13 protein-coding genes and 1 pseudogene are annotated in these 19345 nt (G+C 40.0%); 4 read left to right on the top strand and 10 right to left on the bottom strand.

Features of this window, described 5'->3' with window-relative positions; genetic code table 11:
- Positions 1-331 precede the first annotated feature (331 nt).
- Both PTT44_RS12360 and PTT44_RS12355 read right to left on the bottom strand, forming a co-directional pair.
- The gene (locus PTT44_RS12360) at positions 332-652 is read right to left on the bottom strand and encodes a helix-turn-helix domain-containing protein (RefSeq protein ID WP_168159816.1); all 321 of its coding nucleotides are present in this window, start codon (positions 650-652) and stop codon (positions 332-334) included.
- On the bottom strand, positions 637-1968 hold the full coding sequence (locus PTT44_RS12355) for a type II toxin-antitoxin system HipA family toxin (protein WP_168159817.1): 1332 nt from the start codon (positions 1966-1968) through the stop codon (positions 637-639). Before PTT44_RS12355 ends, PTT44_RS12360 begins: the two co-directional genes overlap by 16 nt.
- Before the next feature lie 425 nt (positions 1969-2393).
- Between PTT44_RS12355 and PTT44_RS12350 the strand changes: the two are divergent.
- A pseudogene (locus tag PTT44_RS12350) lies at positions 2394-2630 on the top strand (IS3 family transposase); the annotation flags it as partial.
- Here PTT44_RS12350 and PTT44_RS12345 read toward each other — a convergent pair.
- The 3 genes from PTT44_RS12345 to PTT44_RS12335 form a co-directional block, all read right to left on the bottom strand.
- Positions 2607-3860, bottom strand: a complete 1254-nt coding sequence (locus PTT44_RS12345) for a CaiB/BaiF CoA transferase family protein (protein ID WP_168159818.1) — start codon at positions 3858-3860, stop codon at positions 2607-2609. The pseudogene PTT44_RS12350 and the gene PTT44_RS12345 overlap by 24 nt on opposite strands.
- A gap of 44 nt (positions 3861-3904) precedes the next feature.
- Positions 3905-5311: an MFS transporter gene (locus tag PTT44_RS12340; protein ID WP_168159819.1), complete on the bottom strand. Its 1407-nt coding sequence runs from the start codon at positions 5309-5311 to the stop codon at positions 3905-3907.
- A 235-nt stretch (positions 5312-5546) separates the two neighbouring features.
- Positions 5547-6770 (bottom strand): acyl-CoA dehydrogenase, encoded by a 1224-nt coding sequence (locus PTT44_RS12335; RefSeq protein WP_168159820.1) that lies wholly within the window; start codon positions 6768-6770, stop codon positions 5547-5549.
- 242 nt (positions 6771-7012) lie between these two features.
- On the opposite strand from PTT44_RS12335, the gene PTT44_RS12330 reads away from it, so the two are divergent.
- Positions 7013-7942 (top strand): LysR substrate-binding domain-containing protein, encoded by a 930-nt coding sequence (locus PTT44_RS12330; protein ID WP_168159821.1) that lies wholly within the window; start codon positions 7013-7015, stop codon positions 7940-7942.
- 26 nt (positions 7943-7968) lie between these two features.
- Here PTT44_RS12330 and PTT44_RS12325 read toward each other — a convergent pair whose 3' ends face one another.
- Entirely contained in the window at positions 7969-8907 is a 939-nt protein-coding gene (locus tag PTT44_RS12325; protein WP_004979669.1) for a LysR family transcriptional regulator, read from the bottom strand.
- A 203-nt stretch (positions 8908-9110) separates the two neighbouring features.
- On the opposite strand from PTT44_RS12325, the gene PTT44_RS12320 reads away from it, so the two are divergent.
- Positions 9111-12590 (top strand): indolepyruvate ferredoxin oxidoreductase family protein, encoded by a 3480-nt coding sequence (locus PTT44_RS12320; protein WP_168159822.1) that lies wholly within the window; start codon positions 9111-9113, stop codon positions 12588-12590.
- 180 nt (positions 12591-12770) lie between these two features.
- Here PTT44_RS12320 and PTT44_RS12315 read toward each other — a convergent pair whose 3' ends face one another.
- On the bottom strand, positions 12771-13649 hold the full coding sequence (locus PTT44_RS12315) for a hypothetical protein (RefSeq protein WP_168159823.1): 879 nt from the start codon (positions 13647-13649) through the stop codon (positions 12771-12773).
- Positions 13650-13888: 239 nt separating this feature from the next.
- Here PTT44_RS12315 and PTT44_RS12310 point away from each other — a divergent pair, with 239 nt between their 5' ends.
- On the top strand, positions 13889-14587 hold the full coding sequence (locus PTT44_RS12310; RefSeq protein WP_168159824.1) for a DUF1826 domain-containing protein: 699 nt from the start codon (positions 13889-13891) through the stop codon (positions 14585-14587).
- Positions 14588-14705: 118 nt separating this feature from the next.
- Here the strand turns inward: PTT44_RS12310 and PTT44_RS12305 are convergent, their stop codons facing one another.
- The 3 genes from PTT44_RS12305 to PTT44_RS12295 form a co-directional block, all read right to left on the bottom strand.
- Positions 14706-15764 carry an asparaginase gene (locus PTT44_RS12305; RefSeq protein WP_087012958.1) on the bottom strand — a complete coding sequence of 353 codons (1059 nt, stop codon included), beginning with the start codon at positions 15762-15764 and terminating at the stop codon, positions 14706-14708.
- A 330-nt stretch (positions 15765-16094) separates the two neighbouring features.
- Positions 16095-16802, bottom strand: coding sequence for an SDR family NAD(P)-dependent oxidoreductase (locus PTT44_RS12300; RefSeq protein WP_168159825.1), 708 nt, complete (start codon positions 16800-16802; stop codon positions 16095-16097).
- Positions 16803-17076: 274 nt separating this feature from the next.
- On the bottom strand, positions 17077-19233 hold the full coding sequence (locus PTT44_RS12295) for a TonB-dependent siderophore receptor (RefSeq protein WP_168159826.1): 2157 nt from the start codon (positions 19231-19233) through the stop codon (positions 17077-17079).
- Positions 19234-19345 lie beyond the last annotated feature (112 nt).

The following is a 19345-nucleotide window of genomic DNA, read 5'->3' as shown; positions in this document are numbered from 1 at the left end:
GCAGCCCATATTTTCAGTATCATTAGTCTCTTAGACAATTTTAATGAGTAAACGGCGTATTAGTTCTCTAACAGTTCCATCTTCAGATAGTATGGCCATATTGCTAGCAGTAATCTCATAATAATAAAGTTTTAAAGCAAATTCATATAATCCGTATTTACGTCCAAAAGCATTATAAAGGCTGCCACGTCCTAGGCCAGTGCCCTCTACTAAGTCTTGAATACTTGTTCAAGCGTAGCCTCTTTGCCAAAAAACTTTCATAGCAGCTTCTGCTATATCATTTTTTTCAAACTCTTTTAGTCTCATCTGAAATTCTTTCTGGAATGATCATTCACTCGGATGGCTTTATAATTTTAATAACAATATGCTCATGTGTCGGTACGAGGCCGGCTTTTAAGCCAAGTGGTTTAAACACCTTATCTAATACGACCTGAGTCAGTTGACCTTTGTCCTGTTCAATGTCGGTTAAAGTACGCCGACTGATTCCAACCATTGCTGCATATTTTTCTTGAGATAGCCCCAATACATTTTTGCGCAAGTGGCTCAGCAGTTGCCCCAAGGTAATTTTACCGAATAAATATTGCGTATATAAATCAATGAGCAATTGCTGACGGTCAAGTGGCTGATTTCCCTTTTTCATAATAGCTCCCATCGACTTAGTTTGGCTTCAATAAAGTCATATCCTAGACCAGGCATCTCTATAATCGTTTGGGGAACACCTGTATTGATTAATTGCTGCTTGAGACCAATAAGTTTGCTCGCCAATGTTTTCAAGGTACTTAAAGATATCTGTGGTTCACACCAGTGTGCAAGATTTTGTGTAATACCTTCCCAGCGGTATTCCCCTCCTTCTTCATACGGGCTTCCCCATGTTGTTGATCTCGTCACAACTTCTGGATCGGCTTTCATCGGGGCAAAATCATAAATTGGAGCAAGAAATATTCGTCCTGATTTTTTTAGAAATGACGTATTACGACCGTGATTATCTGAGTTACCAAAAATGATATTCAGTAGATCCCTTTGTAACCACTCACAAACGAACTGCGAAGAATCAAAGTTTTTGTCCACCGATTTTAATAAGGAACAAAGCGCGTCTATGACTTCAAAATGATTCAAATGGCTCCCTGATGTTTTATTCAATACGGAATAAACTGACTCAAGACCGAGTCGATGCCATTGTTGATTACGCCACTCTGTGTCAAATCTTGGCAGCCATAACGAAGGGTATTTCTGACCTTCAATCAGCTTCATCTGAGTAGTTTCAATTGTTGTAAATCCAAGTTCATTCAGGACATGATAAAAATGATATTCTGCTCTCAGAATGTCGCAGTCTATTGCACTACGCTTATTTCGAGGGAATTTAACTAGATAATGCTGATCTGGTTCATCAAAAGAATTTTGATAGGTATCAATCCAAACTTGCTGATCCTTTGACACGCGAATTAGTAGTTTTGGAGCCTCACCTCCTGCACCAGTTGCACCACCACTAATTGCACCCATTTGTTGTGCGTATTCGAGAAAATCAACATTTCGTTCTGTAACATCACCAGTAGTGAACTTGCGTAAGTGTAATGTTGATTCTGGATTGTTTGGTGGAACTGATTCCTTAACTCTTAGATTCCCTACAGGAGCAATTGTGCCTTTTTCCAATAATGTAAAATCTTGTTCTGCTGGTGAAAGTTTTTGCAGACCTAGATATTGAACTAAATAACGTCGCGCAGCACCAGACGGAACAATATCATCTAAAAAACTAAACCAGACTTTCGATTCATGTTGAATAAGAATTTGAACAGGTAGTGCTAAGCTACATGCATGTTCATCTCTCTTATCTAGATAAGAAATGGCATATTCTAATTCGTAGGCTAACTCACTCGCACTTGCAGATCCTTTATGTGGCTCTAATATTTTAAGTTCTGCTATATCTAGCCATTTTGTATCGAGAAGAGCTTGAATCGTTAATTTTTCCATAAATATTAATGAGCAAATATTTTCTCAAAAATATCATAAAATAAAAAAAATGAGAATATATTTGCGCATTTTATGATGATTTAAATTAAATGAGCAAATATTTGCTCGATCAATAGCTGAAATTTCTTCCAATACTACAAATATAGAGCTCGTCCAAATCAGACAGTAAACAAAACATGTGCTTAAGATCTCTAATAGTAGACTTGATCTGGTAATGGTTTATACGAGCGCGATCCATGGTGAAAAATGAAGCCACGTTGCTGGCGAGCGATTCTGTGAAGTAACCATTCTTGTCATTCAATTGTGAATGAAATGAATAGTTAACAATTTTATAGACACCTTGAAGTTAGATAAAATGACTAATAAACAAGGTGCTTATGAGCAGTAAAAGATACCCAGAAGAGTTCAAAATTGAAGCAGTTAATGTCGCAGAAAGTTTCTTCCAGTTATTAAAGCGGGAACGAATTAAAAAGAAAATTTACACAACTAGGTCTGAAACGAGGACAGATATCTTTGAATATATTGAGCTGTTCTACAATTCAAAACGCAGACAAGGCTCTAACGGTCAGCGTTCTCCATTAGAGTACGAATTGGAGCAGCCAAATTTAATTGGCTACATTTATCTATTGAGTACACATTCAAGCAACCGAATTATCAAGTAAACTATTTATTGAACTATCAATAACACCTTTAGCTTGTAAAGAAGCAAGCTCTTCTCGGGTTTTAAACTGTAATAAAATCTTTAGCGTATGTTCACCCAACTGTGGCGCAGCATGCTTATATTCAACCGGTGTATTGGATAACTTTATCGGTGAACCAATCATTTTAAATTGATCATTCAACGGATGTGCAACATCCACCACCATATTCCGAGACTGAATTTGTGGTTCATGCAGTGCATCTTCTATCGAGTTAATCACCCCGACTGGCACTTTTACTGCATGAATTGCAGCTACCCAATCTTGTGCATTTTTAGTCAAGAAGTACTCTGACAGCAATGGAATCAATTCATCACGATGCTTAACCCGATCCTGATTATGTTGGAACTTTTTATCTTCTAATAATTTAGGAAGCTCAATGGCAATGCATAAATCTTTAAACTGCTTATCATTGCCACAGGCGATAATAAACTCTTTATCTTTGGCTTTAAATGTTTGATAAGGAACAATATTCGGATGATTATTCCCCATACGCTTTGGAGCAACACCAGAAGTTAAATAGTTCATGCCCTGATTGGCCAGTGTAGCCACCTGTACGTCTAATAAGGATAAATCGATATATTGCCCACAACCAGTGTGTTGGCGAGCCAGTAAAGCTGCCTGAATGGCAACGGTTGCATACAGCCCCGTTTGAATATCGACCACGGCTACACCGACTTTTTGTGCACCGCCACCGGGTGATTCATCCTTTTCACCTGTAATACTCATTAATCCGGACATACCTTGAATAATAAAGTCATACCCCGGCTCTTCTGCACGCGGTCCAGTTTGGCCGAATCCAGTAATTGAGCAATAGACCAAGTTTGGATTAAGCTGATTTAAAGATGCATAATCTAAACCGTATTTTTCCAATGAGCCTGCTTTATAGTTTTCAATCACTACATCGGCAGTTTTAGCAATTTCACGAATCAGTTCCTGCCCTTGTTCAGTTGCAATATCGATAGCAACTGAATATTTGTTGCGGTTGGTACACTGGTAATAGCCCGATTCACGGGTGGCAGCACCCTCATTATCCAGCATCCACGGTGGTCCCCACATACGGGTGTCATCTCCCACTTTTGGACGTTCAATTTTAATCACTTCAGCACCTAGATCTGCCAAAATCTGTCCGCACCATGGACCTGCCAGTACGCGGCTTAAATCCAATACCCGTATTCCTTGTAATGCACCCATGTTCTACTCCAAAAGCCAGCAGAGGAAGCTGCTGGCCATTTTTATTATTTAGCGGTAATTGTTTTGTTGATTACTTCCACACTACTCGGCTTTTTCTCTTCCGTATTTGTGGCCGTCACTAATGAAGATTGCTGTGGATCATACTGACGTTCACGGATAAAGAAGCCTGGAATAACACCCGCAATAAAGTAGGCTGTACCCATTACAATAAATGCCATGGTGAATGAACCGCCTGCCGCAATAATCCCGATGGTAGCAGGTGCAATCGCAGCACCTAAACGTCCCATGTTATACGCACCGCCAATGGCTGTACCACGAACATCGGTCGCGAAGGTTTCCGCCATATAGGTTGCATTTACACCGTATGGAATTCCATAGAGGAAGCCAAAGGTAATTAATAAATAAGCAATATTGCTTGGTGTATTATAGAAAATAATCACTGGTAAAAATGCGGCTGTCGCAACTGTACCAAAGACAAAAGTTACCCGACGACCCAATTTATCTGCCGCATAGCCTGCAATAATTTTCCCTAGAATCATTGCTGTATATGCACCCACCATATAGCCTGTTAAAGCTTTGAAGTTCATATTCAGTTCTGTTTCTAAATAAGTTGGCATCCAGTTATTGACACCGTAGTAGCCAAACTGTAAGAAGGCAGCTGTGGTCATCCACAGCAAAAACATTTTGCGGTGCTGAGTATGGCCAAAAATACGTTTATACACACTTTCAGAGGGAGTTTTTGAAGCTATTGCTTCAACTGTAGGCTCAATTTTTAATTCTTTACGTTTAAATTGTTCTATTTTTGCTTCCTGCCAAGATGCAGGTTCTGGTACAAAACGCATGAAAATAAGTGCAAATGCTGCTGGAACAATCGTGACATAAAACAACATACGCCAGCCATGATCAGGAATAATTGCGCCCGCCAACAACGTCGCCACAATATAACCAATGGTTTGACCTGTCTGTAATGTGCCTAAAACGGTGGTGCGATATTTTGTTGGTACATATTCAGCCATCAGCGTATTACACGCCATGTATAACGAACCTAATCCAAATGCACCAATAAACCGCAAAATCATGAACTGCTCATAGCTTTGAGTGAAGCCTAGAATACAGGTCATAATTGAAAAGAAAACCACAGACCAGGCGATAGTTTTGACACGACCGAATTTGTCACATGCCCATCCACCTGTAATTCCACCAAGCGCCATCCCTGCTAGTGATGAACTTCCCAGCATACCGGCTTGAAATGAAGTTAGACCAAACTCAGCCTTTAAACTAGTTAAACTGAATGACAACAGCATGATATCGACACCATCAATTACCAGAGAAATAAATGCAAAAATAAATGCAATTTTCCAGGTGTTTTTATGAATACGGTGCACTGTACCTATATTAGATGGTAATTTTCTGCTGAGCGATCCTGCTTCGGCTTGTATATCATTATTCATTTCCATATCCCTCATTTTCCCAAATGAGTCATCGGCAGTCCTATTATTTCTCTACATTTGCCTTAGGTTCTTTATTATTTTTCTATCGTTCCATTTGAACTTTAAGCTTGCAAACGCACAGATTTACAAGAATGTTTCACGATGAATCCTTTAATTTAAGTTAATTGTTGATTTTTTTGAGACAAAAAAGTCTCAAGGATGCCTATAAATAAACATCCTGAATTGAAGAACTAAATTAGTTACCGAAAGCGGCAATTCCGGTTTGTGCGCGTCCTAAAATTAACGCATGCACATCATGGGTACCTTCATAGGTATTAACTACTTCCAGATTAACCAGATGACGTGCTACACCAAATTCATCAGAGATCCCGTTACCGCCCATCATGTCACGTGCCAGACGTGCAATATCTAGAGCTTTACCACAGTTATTACGCTTAATTAAAGATGTACCTTCGACTGATGCAATGCCTTCATCTTTCATACGACCAAAGCGTAAAGCCACCTGTAAGCCGAGTGCAATTTCAGTTTGCATATCGGCCAGTTTTTTCTGGATCAACTGATTAGCAGCAAGTGGTCGGCCAAACTGTTTACGATCCATAGTGTATTGATGTGCCGTATGCCAGCAGAACTCTGCTGCGCCCATGGCCCCCCAAGCAATCCCGTAACGCGCACTGTTCAGACAGGTAAATGGACCTTTTAAGCCACGTACTTCTGGAAATGCATTCTCTTCTGGTACAAACACGTTATCCATCACAATTTCACCGGTAATCGATGCGCGTAAGCCGACCTTGCCATGAATCGCAGGTGCTGAAAGTCCTTCCCAGCCTTTTTCCAAGATAAATCCGCGAATATCACCGACTTTCCCCTCAGCGGATACTTCCTTGGCCCAGACCACGAATACATCTGCTATCGGACTATTGGTAATCCACATTTTTGCGCCAGTTAAGCGGTAGCCACCATCGACTTTTTTGGCACGGGTAATCATGCTACCCGGATCCGAACCATGATCAGGTTCAGTCAGGCCGAAACAGCCAATATATTCTCCTGTGGCTAATTTTGGTAAATACTTCTGTTTTTGTTCTTCAGAACCAAATTCATGAATCGGCACCATGACTAGTGAACTTTGTACACTGGCCATTGAACGATAACCTGAATCGACTCGCTCGACTTCACGTGCAATCAGACCATAGCTGACATAATTTAAACCAGCACCACCGTACTGTTCAGGAATGGTTGGACCCAGCAATCCTAATTCACCCATTTCACGAAAAATAGCAGGATCAGTTTTTTCGTGGCGGAACTGCTCTAATACCCGTGGCATCAACTTGTCTTGACAGTAGGCAGCTGCTGCATCGCGAATCATGCGCTCTTCTGAACTGAGTTGCTGTTCTATTAGGAACGGGTCTTGCCAGTTAAAATTTGATTTACTTACTTTCTTAGAATTTACCATTTGATTCATAGTGTCCTCACCAACCTTTAAGTCCATGTGTTGTATTATTCTTGGATTGACTGTATGCGTGAATAGTCTTTCTTTCAAACAATAAATATGCATGCAGTTATGCATTTTCCGCATACTTTATTTAATTTAAAATTCTTAAACTTAAATTATCAGGATGATTGAAGGTTTTTATACTTAAGTTGTATAGTCATAACATAATGATATGTAATTTATTGATATCTTAATATTTTCAAGGATGATATATGCGTCGCAAAATTCCTTCTTTGCAAGCACTTTTATGTTTTGAATCAGCAGCACGTCATGCTAGCTATACGCATGCATCACAAGAACTATTTTTAACTCAAAGTGCTGTTTCGAGACAAATACAACAACTAGAAAACTATTTAGATGTTCCTTTATTTACTCGAACACGCCATGGAGTAGAACTAACATATGTCGGCCAGCAATATTTCAAAAGTATTACGCCCTATCTAAAGGGATTAGAACAGACCACACTAGATGTTATTGCGCATAAAGGGCAAGGAGGTACTTTAAAACTCGGGGTAGTACCTACATTTGCTACACGCTGGTTGTTGCCAAAGTTACAAACCTTTAATCAACTTTATCCTGAAATTACTGTCCATTTAGAAACTAGTACACGACCTTTTTTATTTAATGACCATATTCTAGATGCTGCTATTTATGCAGGTACACCTCAACAGGTTGAACAATGGCCTGGCACATGTAGCCACTTTTTAATGCATGAAGATGTGGTTGCCGTATGCGCACCTAGCTTAATTACACACTATTTTCCTGATGCTACGATGATTAATATCAATAGCTTTGATTTAAGTGCACAACAATTAATAGAACTTCCGTTGTTACAACAAACGACAAGACCTCATATTTGGGAGGAATGGTTTAATCTCCATCCAATAAAGCACCCTAACCCTAACCATGGTCAACGTCATGAATTATTTTCAATGTTAGCCGTTGCTGCTAATCATGGTATGGGAATGGCGTTAATTCCACAAATGCTTATCAAAAAAGAATTACAAAAAAAGGAATTAGTTATGGTTTCGACTAAAAAACTAGAAAAAAAGCGAGCATATTATTTAATACATTCCAGTCAGGAAAACTCACCACTTATTGAAAAATTTGTTGGATGGATACAACAAGAAGTGAAAGAATAAATTGAAGATTATGGACACTGCATGCATTATAAAAAATACTCTGTATCACTCTGAATTTTAGGCGAAATATGCTGCTCAACCCAGGTTAACCATGCTCTTGTTTTAGCATCAATAAAATGACGTGATGGGAGTAAAGTATAAACACCAATATCAGGTGATCTCCAATCTGCTAAAACACGGCGCAATCGCCCAGTACGTATAGCCTCAATCACAGCAAAAGTTGGAAGTAATGCGATACCCATATCTTGTTGCACCATGTCTAATAATAGTTCTGGTGTGTCAGCAATCAACTGCCCTGTAATATCGATTTGATATGAACAACTGTTTTCACTGACTAGATGCCATTGCGGTGTAATAGATGGATTCACCAATTTTAAACATGCGTGTTTTTGTAGATCATCTAATGATTTTGGTTCGCCATATTTTTCTAAATAGGCTGGCGATGCGCAGAGTAATGAAAATATTGTTCCAATTCGGCGAGCAACAAATCTTGAGTCGGCCAAAGATTCAGTGAGATATAAACTGACATCAATTCCTTTGGCTAAAAGGTCTGGTACATTCTGCGAAGTACGGTATTCAACCGTAAGCTCGGGATAGGTTTGACAGAACTCGGCTAGCATCGGAGATACATAATGATGACCAAAACTGGCCATACTCAAAACACGTAACTTGCCCTGCGGTTTGCTTGCCATTCCCATGGCTTGAGCTTCAGCCTCTTCCACCATTGCGAGTACTTGACGACATTGCTCTGCATAAGCTGCACCAATATCGGTCAACGCATGCTGTCTGGTCGATCGTTGTAGTAATTTTGTACCTAAACGCCCTTCTAACTCGCTAATGAGTCGAGACACTTGCGCTGTTGTCAGTTCCATCTGCTCTGCGGCAGCGGTAAAGCTTCCACTATCAATGACTTTTAGGAAAGCATGCATTGCATGGAGTAATCCACCCTCAAGATTTTTGCGCATAACGTAAATATGTTTTTCTTAATTACGCATTGTTGCACCAGTCTGGATCACCCACAATGACATTAATGTACATACATTGAACAGTTTCATTGTCTTAAGTTGAACTGATCAATCTTTTTTCGAGTATGTCATTTACTCCAAATATTCAACGGGATGTTGAGAAAAGAAAGTAGCTCGATCTACAAAATTCAAAGGAGATATAAATGAATATAGCGACAAAATTTACCCCAAATAAAATTCCAACCAAGGATGTGTCACTTGAAGATAAATATCTCAGTGATGACGGTACTGCTTATATGACAGGTATTCAGGCTATGGTGCGTTTACCACTCGCGCAAACACGGCGGGATACTTTAAACGGTTATCATACTGCTGGTTTTATTTCAGGTTATCGTGGTTCCCCTGTCGGAAATTACGATAATTTTCTCTGGCAAGTTGAAGGCATACTCAAAGACCATCATGTTGTTTTTCAACCCGGTGTAAATGAAGATCTCGCTGCTACTGCAATTTGGGGTACCCAACAAGCCAATCTCGCAGGGCAAGGTAAATATGATGGTGTAACGTCTTGGTGGTATGGCAAAGGCCCTGGTGTGGATCGTTCTGGAGATGTTCTGCGTCATGCCAATCTTGCAGGAACATCAGAACGAGGTGGTGTGGTTGCCTTCTTTGGTGATGACCACTCTTGTAAATCGTCAAGTATTCCACACCAGTCAGAACACGTGATGATTGGTTGTGGCATTCCAATTTTTTACCCGACTTCAATACAGCAAATTCTTGATTTAGGTGCTCATGCGGTTGCCATGTCACGCTTTGCGGGTGTATGGACATCAATGAAGTTGGTCAGTGAAATCGTCGAAACCTCTGCTTCTGTTCATGTGGATTTAGATCGAGTTACTCCTGTTTTACCCCAAAATATTCAAATGCCTGAAGATGGTGTCAATATACGTTGGCCTGATCACGGCATTCAACAAGAAGAACGTCTTTATAAATATCGCTTACCCGCTGTATTGGCTTATGCACGTGAAAATCAACTAAATCAGGTGACATGGCATTGTCCTGATGCGCGTATTGGCATTGCAGCAAGTGGTAAAGGTTATTTAGATACGATTGAAGCGTTACGTATTCTCGGAATTGAAGGTGAAACGGCCCAACAGCTCGGATTGAGAGTGTATCAAGTTGCTTTAATTTGGCCTTTAGAACCGCAAGGTCTGCGTGAATTTGCCGAAGGTTTAGAAGAACTGATTGTTGTAGAAGAAAAACGCCCTATTCTTGAAGCACAGATTAAAGATGAACTCTATGCGCTTCCAGATGGCAAACGCCCGCGTATCATCGGTAAAGCGAGTGATGGAAAAGGTGAATGGAGTACATCGATTGATGAAGCGCCTTTGATTGGTCATTATGAGTTCCAACCTGAACCGATTGCAAAAATGTTGGCTGCTCGATTCTTAAAATTAGATCTTCCAGAAAGCTTAAAAACGCAAATTCAAAATAGACTTGAGCTGTTACAAAAAGCAGAGCACGAGTCACGGCGTGTTTTAGATATTGCAGAACGTAAACCTTTCTTTTGTAGCGGCTGCCCTCACAACTCATCAACTAAGTTACCCGAAGGCAGTCGTGCACTGGGCGGGATCGGTTGTCATTATATTGCCGTGTTACAGAATCATGGAACAGAAACATTCACACAAATGGGTGGTGAAGGCGTAAGTTGGGCTGGTGCTTCACATTTCACCAATGAAAAGCATATTTTTGCCAATCTAGGCGATGGAACCTATTTCCATTCAGGCTATCTTGCTATCCGCCAGGCCATCGCAGCAAAACTCAATATGACCTACAAAATTCTCTACAATGATGCTGTTGCAATGACGGGTGGGCAACATGTCGATGGTCATCTGAGCGTGGCGCAATTAACACGACAACTGGATGCTGAAGGGATCACAAAACAAGTCATCGTCACTGATGAACCTGAGCTGATTCATGCCGAAGAAGGTATTGCGTCTCATGTCGAGATTTACCACAGAAATGAACTGGAAGATGTGCAACGCAAACTGCGTGATATTTCTGGTGTTACGGCGCTAATTTATGTTCAAACTTGTGCCAGTGAAAAACGTCGTCGTCGTAAACGCAATGCTTACCCAGATGTAGCAGAGCGTGTTTTTATCAATAGTGAGATTTGTGAAGGTTGTGGTGACTGTTCTAAAAAATCGAACTGTTTATCTGTCGAACCCGTTGAAACAGCATTAGGTACTAAACGTCAAATTAATCAAAGTAGTTGTAACAAAGACTTTTCTTGTGTCGAAGGTTTCTGTCCAAGTTTTGTCACAGTCCATACTCGTGATATGAAACGCCCAGAAATATTCAAAGGTATAGAAGCTGGCTGGCCAGAAAAGCCAATCCTTCCAGAACTTGATCAACAACCCATTCGCATCATGGTTGGTGGTGTTGGCGGTACAGGTGTAGTTACAGCGGGTGCTTTATTGGGAATGGCTGCTCATTTGGAAGGTAAAGCTACACGTATCATGGATATGGCTGGATTGGCTCAAAAAGGGGGTACGGTTTATTCCTACATACAACTCGCGACAGAGGATGAGCAAATCTCCGCAACCAAAATCCCTGCGGGTCAATGTGATATTTTAATCGGTGCAGATGCGATTGTTGCAGGCAGTAATGCGGCACTTTCTCGTCTAAAATCTGACGCTGTTATCATCGTCAATGAAGATAGTTCCCCTACTTCTGATTTTCTTCAATCTCGTGATTGGTATGCGCCAATTACAGATTTGATTCACCGACTTCGTGGTCGAACTACACAAGAAAAACTCACATCTTTACCTGCAACACGTATTGCCACACAGGTTTTAGGTGATGCAATCTTTGCAAATCAGATCTTACTTGGCATGGCTTGGCAAGCAGGTCAGATACCGCTTAAACGCGAAAGTATTGAAAAGGCAATTCACCTCAACGGTACGGCTACTGAAAAAAACCTTGAAGCTTTCCGTATCGGTTGCCATCTGATGAGTGATCCTGACTTAGCCAAACGCATTATTGCAACCATACCTACAACGCGTAAACCAACCACGGTGGCCGAACTCGTTGAAGATCGTTCTGCTCGTCTGGTCGAGTATTGGAATCAAGATTATGCAACTCAGTATCGAGCAGTTGTGGAGCAAGCTGCCAAAGTTTTACCCTATGAATTAGCGGGAATCATTGCGACACAGCTCTATCGAGTCATGGCGTATAAAGATGAATATGAAGTTGCACGCTTACTCACAGGGAAACGCTTTAAACAATCAATTGAAACCCAGTTTGGTCAAGGTTTACGTTTAACCTATCACTTAGCACCACCAGCTTTGGGTGCTCATGGTGTCATACGCAAACGTGCTTTCGGATATTGGATGCGTATTCCGATGATGATTCTTGCTCGCCTACAGTGGCTCAGAGAGTCTTTCCTTGATCCATTTGCTTTACAGCAAGAACGTCAAAAAGAACATGCTTGGCGTGATCGTTATATCGCATTTGTAAAAGCCATCAGCTCTACACCTGAAAGCTATGACTTATCTGTAGCTGAGCAAATTGCTAAATTACCAGCAGATGTACGTGGTTTTGGCCATGTTAAAATGCAAGCAATGGACGCAGCGATACAACGTTGGGATGAGCTTTCATTGAGTCTTCGTAGAGAACATGAATAAAGGAAAGAGCTTTATCTAATTAAGTAGCTGATACAGGATCAAGCTTAGGTTGTATTAAGACTAAGGTTATAGATCAGGTACAGCTACTTAATTATTTAATGGATGAAAGATAAAAACATGAATTAATTGAAGTTGTTGCTAATGGCGCTCATAATCCAACGGGTAGTCATAAAAAATCCTCTATTCAATATGGGAAGTTACAGTTTTTTGTACTGTAAAACTTAAAATCATCGCTTTAACACTTTGTTGAATTTCTCTCCAATCTTTTAAATGATTTTTACTGAAACTCGCATGAACATAGACTTTCAACTCGGGTTCTAAAATAAATCTGAGTTTGCACTTTTGTATTGAGGATGGATGGTTTGAGCAATTGATAATTGATATGTCTTCATTCTTATTTTTTTCCATAGATACGTATAAATCATCAGTATCTTCATACCCATATTGAGATATCCACTTTTGATCTGGAATATATTTTTCCAAGCCATAATTTAAGTGATCTGTTTTTTTATATACTCTAATGTAATTTAAACCTCCTGATGGACTAGTTAATGGTTTATTATTTATAATTCTATCAAGTAGAGCCCTCATATCCCCATCCTTCACATATCTATTACCAGCATATGCAAATACATTTACCCAGGGTGTGTCTGGTGATGCATCCTGTATTCTATATTCCTTATCTAAGGTCTTAGCTTGTGGCGCTTTTACATATGTAACAAGCAAAGTCTCATCGGTATAACGTATCTCGAAAGCAATAAAATTTATAACTGAGTCATAATTTCGTTTTGGTCTTGGTTTACATTCAGATTCAGCTTTACTCCACTCCCATACAGGGCACAACTCATAATCCGCACTCACGCCTTCACTCAAATTTACGGGTTTACCTCCCAAATTTCCTACGCGGTAAGGTAATCCATAAGGTCCCATTGGCGGAGTAAAATCAGAAGCCTTTTCTTCAATTTCTACTTTTTGAGTTTTATCTGTAGATAGATCGCAAGCCTGAAGAAATATCCCATTTAGTACAATTACAATCAAAGATTTATGATTTATTCTCAACTTATTTTCCCCAATTTTTTACATTACCAGTAACTTTCGGTACAGATACCACCAATCTTTTTATAAAAATTTCTTAGGTTTAACTGTCTTTAGCTTATTAAACAATAAAAATCTCTGTTTCACATCATTCACTACACCCGAAATTTGATTTCTTTAAACCACTTAATAGTGTTGGTAGACAATATTCTAATAAAGCTGGGGTATTATTAGGTCTAGTTGATGATGTATTAAATTCTAATATGAAAAATCCGTTTTCTGACATCCCTCAAATTAGAGTGGTTTCTTCTTTCTCTGCACTTGTAAATTCCAAATTTCAAGGAGAGATGAATGCACTTTGCTGGCATAGAGATTTGGTTGGCGATTTTAAAGAAATTGTGGCTAAACTTGAGTTAAAAGAAAATATTACAGAAGTTTCTATTGAAGATCTTTTAGCGCTACAACTCTCAGAACAAGGAAATTTAGCAAGGGATATTCTCTTAAGTGATATTCAGCTCTTAACTGATTTCGGTGCATCCCCTTCACTTAATTTACTAAAATGTTATGAACGTGATGACGAGCTAGACTTTATTTCAACAGATGTATATTCGTTTCATATAGATCGTTCACCCATAGAAACAGATACTTTCTTATGTACCTACCACGGCGCTGCAAGTGATATCGTGCCCAATGATCAGGTCGAGCAAAAGATTTTGATTCCCGAAATCAGAGAAAAACTCAAGGAACTACATGACGGCTCAGAAGCTGAATTTGAAGCTTTCCTAGAAGAGTACTTTTTTGATTTGCATTATCAGTCTAAACCAAATGTAAAACCTGTGAATTTAGGCTTAGGACATCTTTGGCGCTTGGCGGTAGATCATCCTACGCAACAGGTCTTGCCTTGTGTGCATAGAGCGCCTGTCGAAAAAGATGGTGAGTATAGATTACTGTTGATTTGTTAAATATTTATTCGATATAGAGTCGATGAATTTAATTTATTTATAGACGGTAAAAAAGCACCTTAAATTTTTAAGGTGCTTAGCTGAAAAGCGTTACTATGCGAGTTCACCGTTATTGGGTTTAGTAATCCCAAAAAATGCGTTGAATTTCCTTGGCATCTTTTGTTTTTGTTAAAGCAAGTGCAGCAAGTAATTTAGCTTTTTGCGGGTTAAGGTCATGTGCGACGACCCAACCATATTTGTCATCTGGTTGTTCTGCATTTCTAAGAACAAAACCTTGGGGTACGCGAGATGAACGAATAATTTGCACACCTTGTTTCTGCAAGTCAGTTAAAGTTGGGACAATATAATTGGCTACCGAGCCATTTCCTGTACCTGCATGAATAATAGCTTTTGCCCCTGCTTTCGCATAAGCCGTGTATGCATCCGGCAACATATTGCCTGAACCATAAACAATTTGTACCAGCGGTAAGCTATCACCTTTAATATTTTCAATATTAAATTCTGAACTCTTATTATGACGTTTTGCTGTATTTCTAAACCAATATGGTTTTCCTTCGACTAAGGTTCCGAGCGCACCCCATTGGCTCATAAATGCATTGGTATGGATATTAATTGTTTTTGAAACATCTCGTGCTGCAAAAATGTCGTCATTCATGAGCACAAAAGTTCCTTTACCTTTTGCACTATCATCGGCAGCAAGTGCAACCGCACTATAAAGGTTCAACGGGCCATCAGCAGAAAGTGCAGTACTTGGACGCATTGACCCGACCAATACAATCGGCTTATCTGAATGAATCACTAAATTTAAAAAGAAAGCTGTTTCTTCTAGGGTGTCTGTTCCATGTGTAATCACGACACCATTCACATCAGGCTTTTTAAGCAAGTCATTGACTTGACGTGCAAGGGATAATAATTCTTTATCCGTAATACTTTCTGATGCAACTTGCATTGCCTGCACACCAGTCACATTGGCAAGGTTTTGAATCTGGGGAACCGCATTTAATAATGCATCTACAGGAACTTTTGCCGCAGTATAAGTTGCACTATTGGTAGAGCTTGCACCAGCACCTGCAATCGTTCCACCAGTAGCGACAACAACGACATTATTTTTGGCAAATGCTGCACATGGGAGTAATAGGCTTAAACTGAGTGTTAAAGCTGAAATCGTTTTTTTCATAGGTCATCCTTTTTGAGTCATTTTATTCTTAGCATTTTTCATACCATAGTAAAATTACTGGAAAAAGATAGGATTGTATAGATCTAGAAATTGTGTTTTGTGTCGATCACATTTCTTAAATACAATTAATCATGGTGCAGCTCTTGTAGTTTTGAGATGAGTCCTCTTTACCCAATACAGAACAGTTACAAGAAAATATTCAAAATACGGTACGACTATTTTTAAATGGTTATCGCACTTTTTAGCATATTGTTATTTTATTTAGGATGAAAGCAATATGAAGTCCCTCAAAGAGTGGGGAACTGCATTGCATTATTTAGGCTGTGGTTATCACCACGCTATTTCATGACCTTGAAAGTCGACAAACTGTTGTTCATTCTTGCCAATAAAATCCTCAACCACACGTACAATGCCCGTTGTGCTTTCTTTTACGCTGACGGGTGCATGGCTTCCGCCCATTTCAGTTTGCACCCATCCTGGATGTAAGTTCAGCACGCCTATTTGGGCAGGAATTGCCTCATTTATTGCAAAGCCACGTGTGATACTGTTGAGAGCAGCCTTGCTTGCACGATACAGCTCCATACTTCCATCATCGTTTAAAGCAACACTTCCCATGCGAGAACTCATAAATGCAATGACACTCTTTTCTTTCATCAAAGGAAGAAGTGTTCTCGCAATCGTCACGGGTGCAATACTATTTACCCAAAACAGATTAGCAATCTCATTGGGCGTGCACTGCTCAACGCGTTGATGTTCTGGCCCAAGAATGCCCGCAGAAACCAACAGCAGGTCGATGGATTTTTCATGATATTTACTGAGTAAACGGTCTGCCGTTTGTACATAGCTTAAATCTAATTCGGTTAATTCAAGTCGGTTGGGATACTCAGAAAGCAGTTGATACAATCCTGTAGAAACTTGGTTTATGTCTCGGATAGTGGCTATAACATACCAGTGCTGATTAAGCAGCTCACGAACTAAACCTAGACCAATCCCTCTTGAAGTACCAACCACGATTGCCCGTTTATTCTTATTAAACATAAAATGTTCCTCTATCACGATAATTCAAAGTGTTAAAACGCTTGAGCTCAAACCTTCAAAGTTTGCTTTTGAATATTGATTCACAAACTTAAGAATTCGCTTTGATCATAGTGCAGTAAGAATTTTTTATACAAACCTATTTCTGCAGACTTATTCAACCGTCATCATTATGTCAATGAATAAGTCCACATCTAACATCAATCACACTAGTAATAGGTTTTCCGACGACCCAACATTGGAGAATTTAGAAGACCTAAAACCTAGCGATTTCTGTTTAGAAGTTCACAGTCCATGAAAATTGTGCTGTACGCGGTGTACCCAGAAATAAATAGTCATCCCCGAAGAAGCTTCCTGCATCTCGCCAATATTTTTTATTGAACAGGTTGTCCACATTCAGGCGAAGCATATTGTCATAACCATAAGCACGGAAGTTATAAGCTGCACCTGCATCGAATACGGTATAGCCTGAAACTTTAACCGTCCCCGTTTTGTTGGCGTATTTACTGCTGCTGTATTGCATACCTGCGAGTAAACGTAAACCTTCTATTTGAGGCATTTGATAAGACACATGACTGGCAAAACGAACCGTCGGTACATTTTGAGTTTGATGCCCTTTATAAGCATCTACCTGTATATCTTCCAAACGTGAACGGGTCAGTGCCAAAGTCGATGTCATATCTAGATTTTCAGCAACGCGACCTTGCAAGCCCAATTCCAAACCTAGATTATGCTGTTCACCATCGGTGACATAGTAATTGTCTAAGTTGGTATATTGATGATCTTGTGTTAAGTCAAACAATGCAGCAGTAAACAGTAGCTCTTGCCATTGCTGTTTAAGACCTAACTCATATTGAGTTGAGCGTCTTGGTGCTAAAGTTTCAAAGGCATTTCCTACGATGCCTTTATCCGGATTACCATAGGCAGACCATGGCGCTTGACTGCCGTCGCTGATTCCTTTGGCATAAGAAGCATACAGATGAGTGTTCTGCCAAGGCTGATACATCAACGCAAGCTGTGGCAAGAAGCGATTGAAGTCGGTATCACGAATACTGTTGCCACCTGCAGCATAGGCACTTTCATTTAAATGTAAAAGCTTACCGCCTAGCAAAACTGACCAAGTATCATTAAATTCGATTTGATCCAACAGGTTGAGGGCTGTTTGTTGACTATCCAGAGATTTGTAATGATTACCTAAGGCTTTATCCGTAGGCGTATAGCTAATAGGATCATCATAAATATTTCCTGTACCTATCCATTCATTAATTGCATCATACTGGGTATGGCGTTTGTAAGCATGTGACAACTCTAAACTCAGGTTATGTTGCCATGCTCCAGTGCTGAATTTTCCGTTTAAGCCTGTTTTAAATTGATTGGTTAGATAACTGTCATCTGGGCTGCGGAAATCATAAATGTCATAGTTACCATCAGTGTCAAAGGTGTAGGCAAAGGCTGAGTAATCATCTACGACCACACGACTTTGTGAAGCAGACAGATTACCGTTCCAGTTATCATTGATTTGATAGCTGTATTTCAGACTCGTATTTAGACTTTCATTGGTGATTGGTTTGCTCCAGCTTTGATAGCCCAGTAAACGATCCCATTCCACTCCTGTCGGCACAGTTTCACCACCAAGTAGCTGATAACCTGGTACCGAACGCTGTTTTTGATGCTGTGATTCAAGATCAAATTCGAGTTTTGAACGATCTGAAATTTTCCAGTCTAAAGCCAAGGAGCCAAACAAACGTTTTCCATCGGCATGTTCAACATACGGGTGAATGTCTTCATAAGCTGCATTCACGCGATAACCAAATTGTTGATTGTCTCCAAGCCATCCACCAAGGTCGGTTGCCACACGACTACCGCCATGACTGTCTGCTTCAATGGTTAAAGACTGGACATCTTTGGGGCGTTTGCTCACATAGTTCACCACACCGCCCGGCGTTGACATCCCACTTTGAATCGCACTCATGCCTTTTAGTATTTCAACTTGCTCTTTATTTTCAAGCGCTACATTTTGCTCACCGCGTAGCAAATTACCGTTCAGTAAATAACTTGATCCCGCATTTAAGCTAAATCCACGCATCACAAAGTTGGCATAGTAACCAATGGGTGCATAACCATCCCCAACGGACGCATCGTTCTTTACCACATCGCCCAGTGTTTTCGCATGTTGATCTGCGATCAGTTCAGCAGTAACGGTGTGAATAGATGCAGGAATGGCTGCAAGGTTTTGCTGACCAAACCCAGACAAATTAACTTTGGGCTGATAATAAGCCAGTTGTTCAGTCTGAGCAGTGGTTGTAATGGTTGCAAGTTGTTCCACATCACTCTCTTCTGCCGCATGTACCCATACCGAGTTTAGCCCTAGACATGAAAATGAACCAACCGCCAATAATGCTTTTTGTAAACGAGAAAATGGATACGTTTTCACAGTCGTTGCTAACCCCAAAAGATAAATTTACAGCCTGAATTTTGCGGCATGAGTATTCACAATTTTTGTAGAATGAACAAGCACATTATTCAACATATCTCAGCTTTTTTTA

The sequence above is a fragment of the Acinetobacter sp. Gutcm_16 genome (assembly GCF_028649355.1).
In the GTDB taxonomy this organism is placed as follows: Bacteria; Pseudomonadota; Gammaproteobacteria; order Pseudomonadales; family Moraxellaceae; genus Acinetobacter; species Acinetobacter johnsonii.
This window is presented reverse-complemented; position numbering and strand designations above follow the sequence as displayed.

Bases quoted from the DNA above. Each gene is read 5' to 3' on its own strand.
- PTT44_RS12320 (WP_168159822.1), top strand. From the start codon at position 9,111: ATGAATATAGCGACAAAATTTACCCCAAATAAAATTCCAACCAAGGAT.
- PTT44_RS12355 (WP_168159817.1), bottom strand. From the start codon at position 1,968: ATGGAAAAATTAACGATTCAAGCTCTTCTCGATACAAAATGGCTAGAT.
- PTT44_RS12310 (WP_168159824.1), top strand. From the start codon at position 13,889: ATGAAAAATCCGTTTTCTGACATCCCTCAAATTAGAGTGGTTTCTTCT.
- PTT44_RS12330 (WP_168159821.1), top strand. From the start codon at position 7,013: ATGCGTCGCAAAATTCCTTCTTTGCAAGCACTTTTATGTTTTGAATCA.
- PTT44_RS12300 (WP_168159825.1), bottom strand. From the start codon at position 16,802: ATGTTTAATAAGAATAAACGGGCAATCGTGGTTGGTACTTCAAGAGGG.
- PTT44_RS12335 (WP_168159820.1), bottom strand. From the start codon at position 6,770: ATGAATCAAATGGTAAATTCTAAGAAAGTAAGTAAATCAAATTTTAAC.
- PTT44_RS12340 (WP_168159819.1), bottom strand. From the start codon at position 5,311: ATGAATAATGATATACAAGCCGAAGCAGGATCGCTCAGCAGAAAATTA.
- PTT44_RS12325 (WP_004979669.1), bottom strand. From the start codon at position 8,907: ATGCGCAAAAATCTTGAGGGTGGATTACTCCATGCAATGCATGCTTTC.
- PTT44_RS12360 (WP_168159816.1), bottom strand. From the start codon at position 652: ATGGGAGCTATTATGAAAAAGGGAAATCAGCCACTTGACCGTCAGCAA.
- PTT44_RS12305 (WP_087012958.1), bottom strand. From the start codon at position 15,764: ATGAAAAAAACGATTTCAGCTTTAACACTCAGTTTAAGCCTATTACTC.
- PTT44_RS12345 (WP_168159818.1), bottom strand. From the start codon at position 3,860: ATGGGTGCATTACAAGGAATACGGGTATTGGATTTAAGCCGCGTACTG.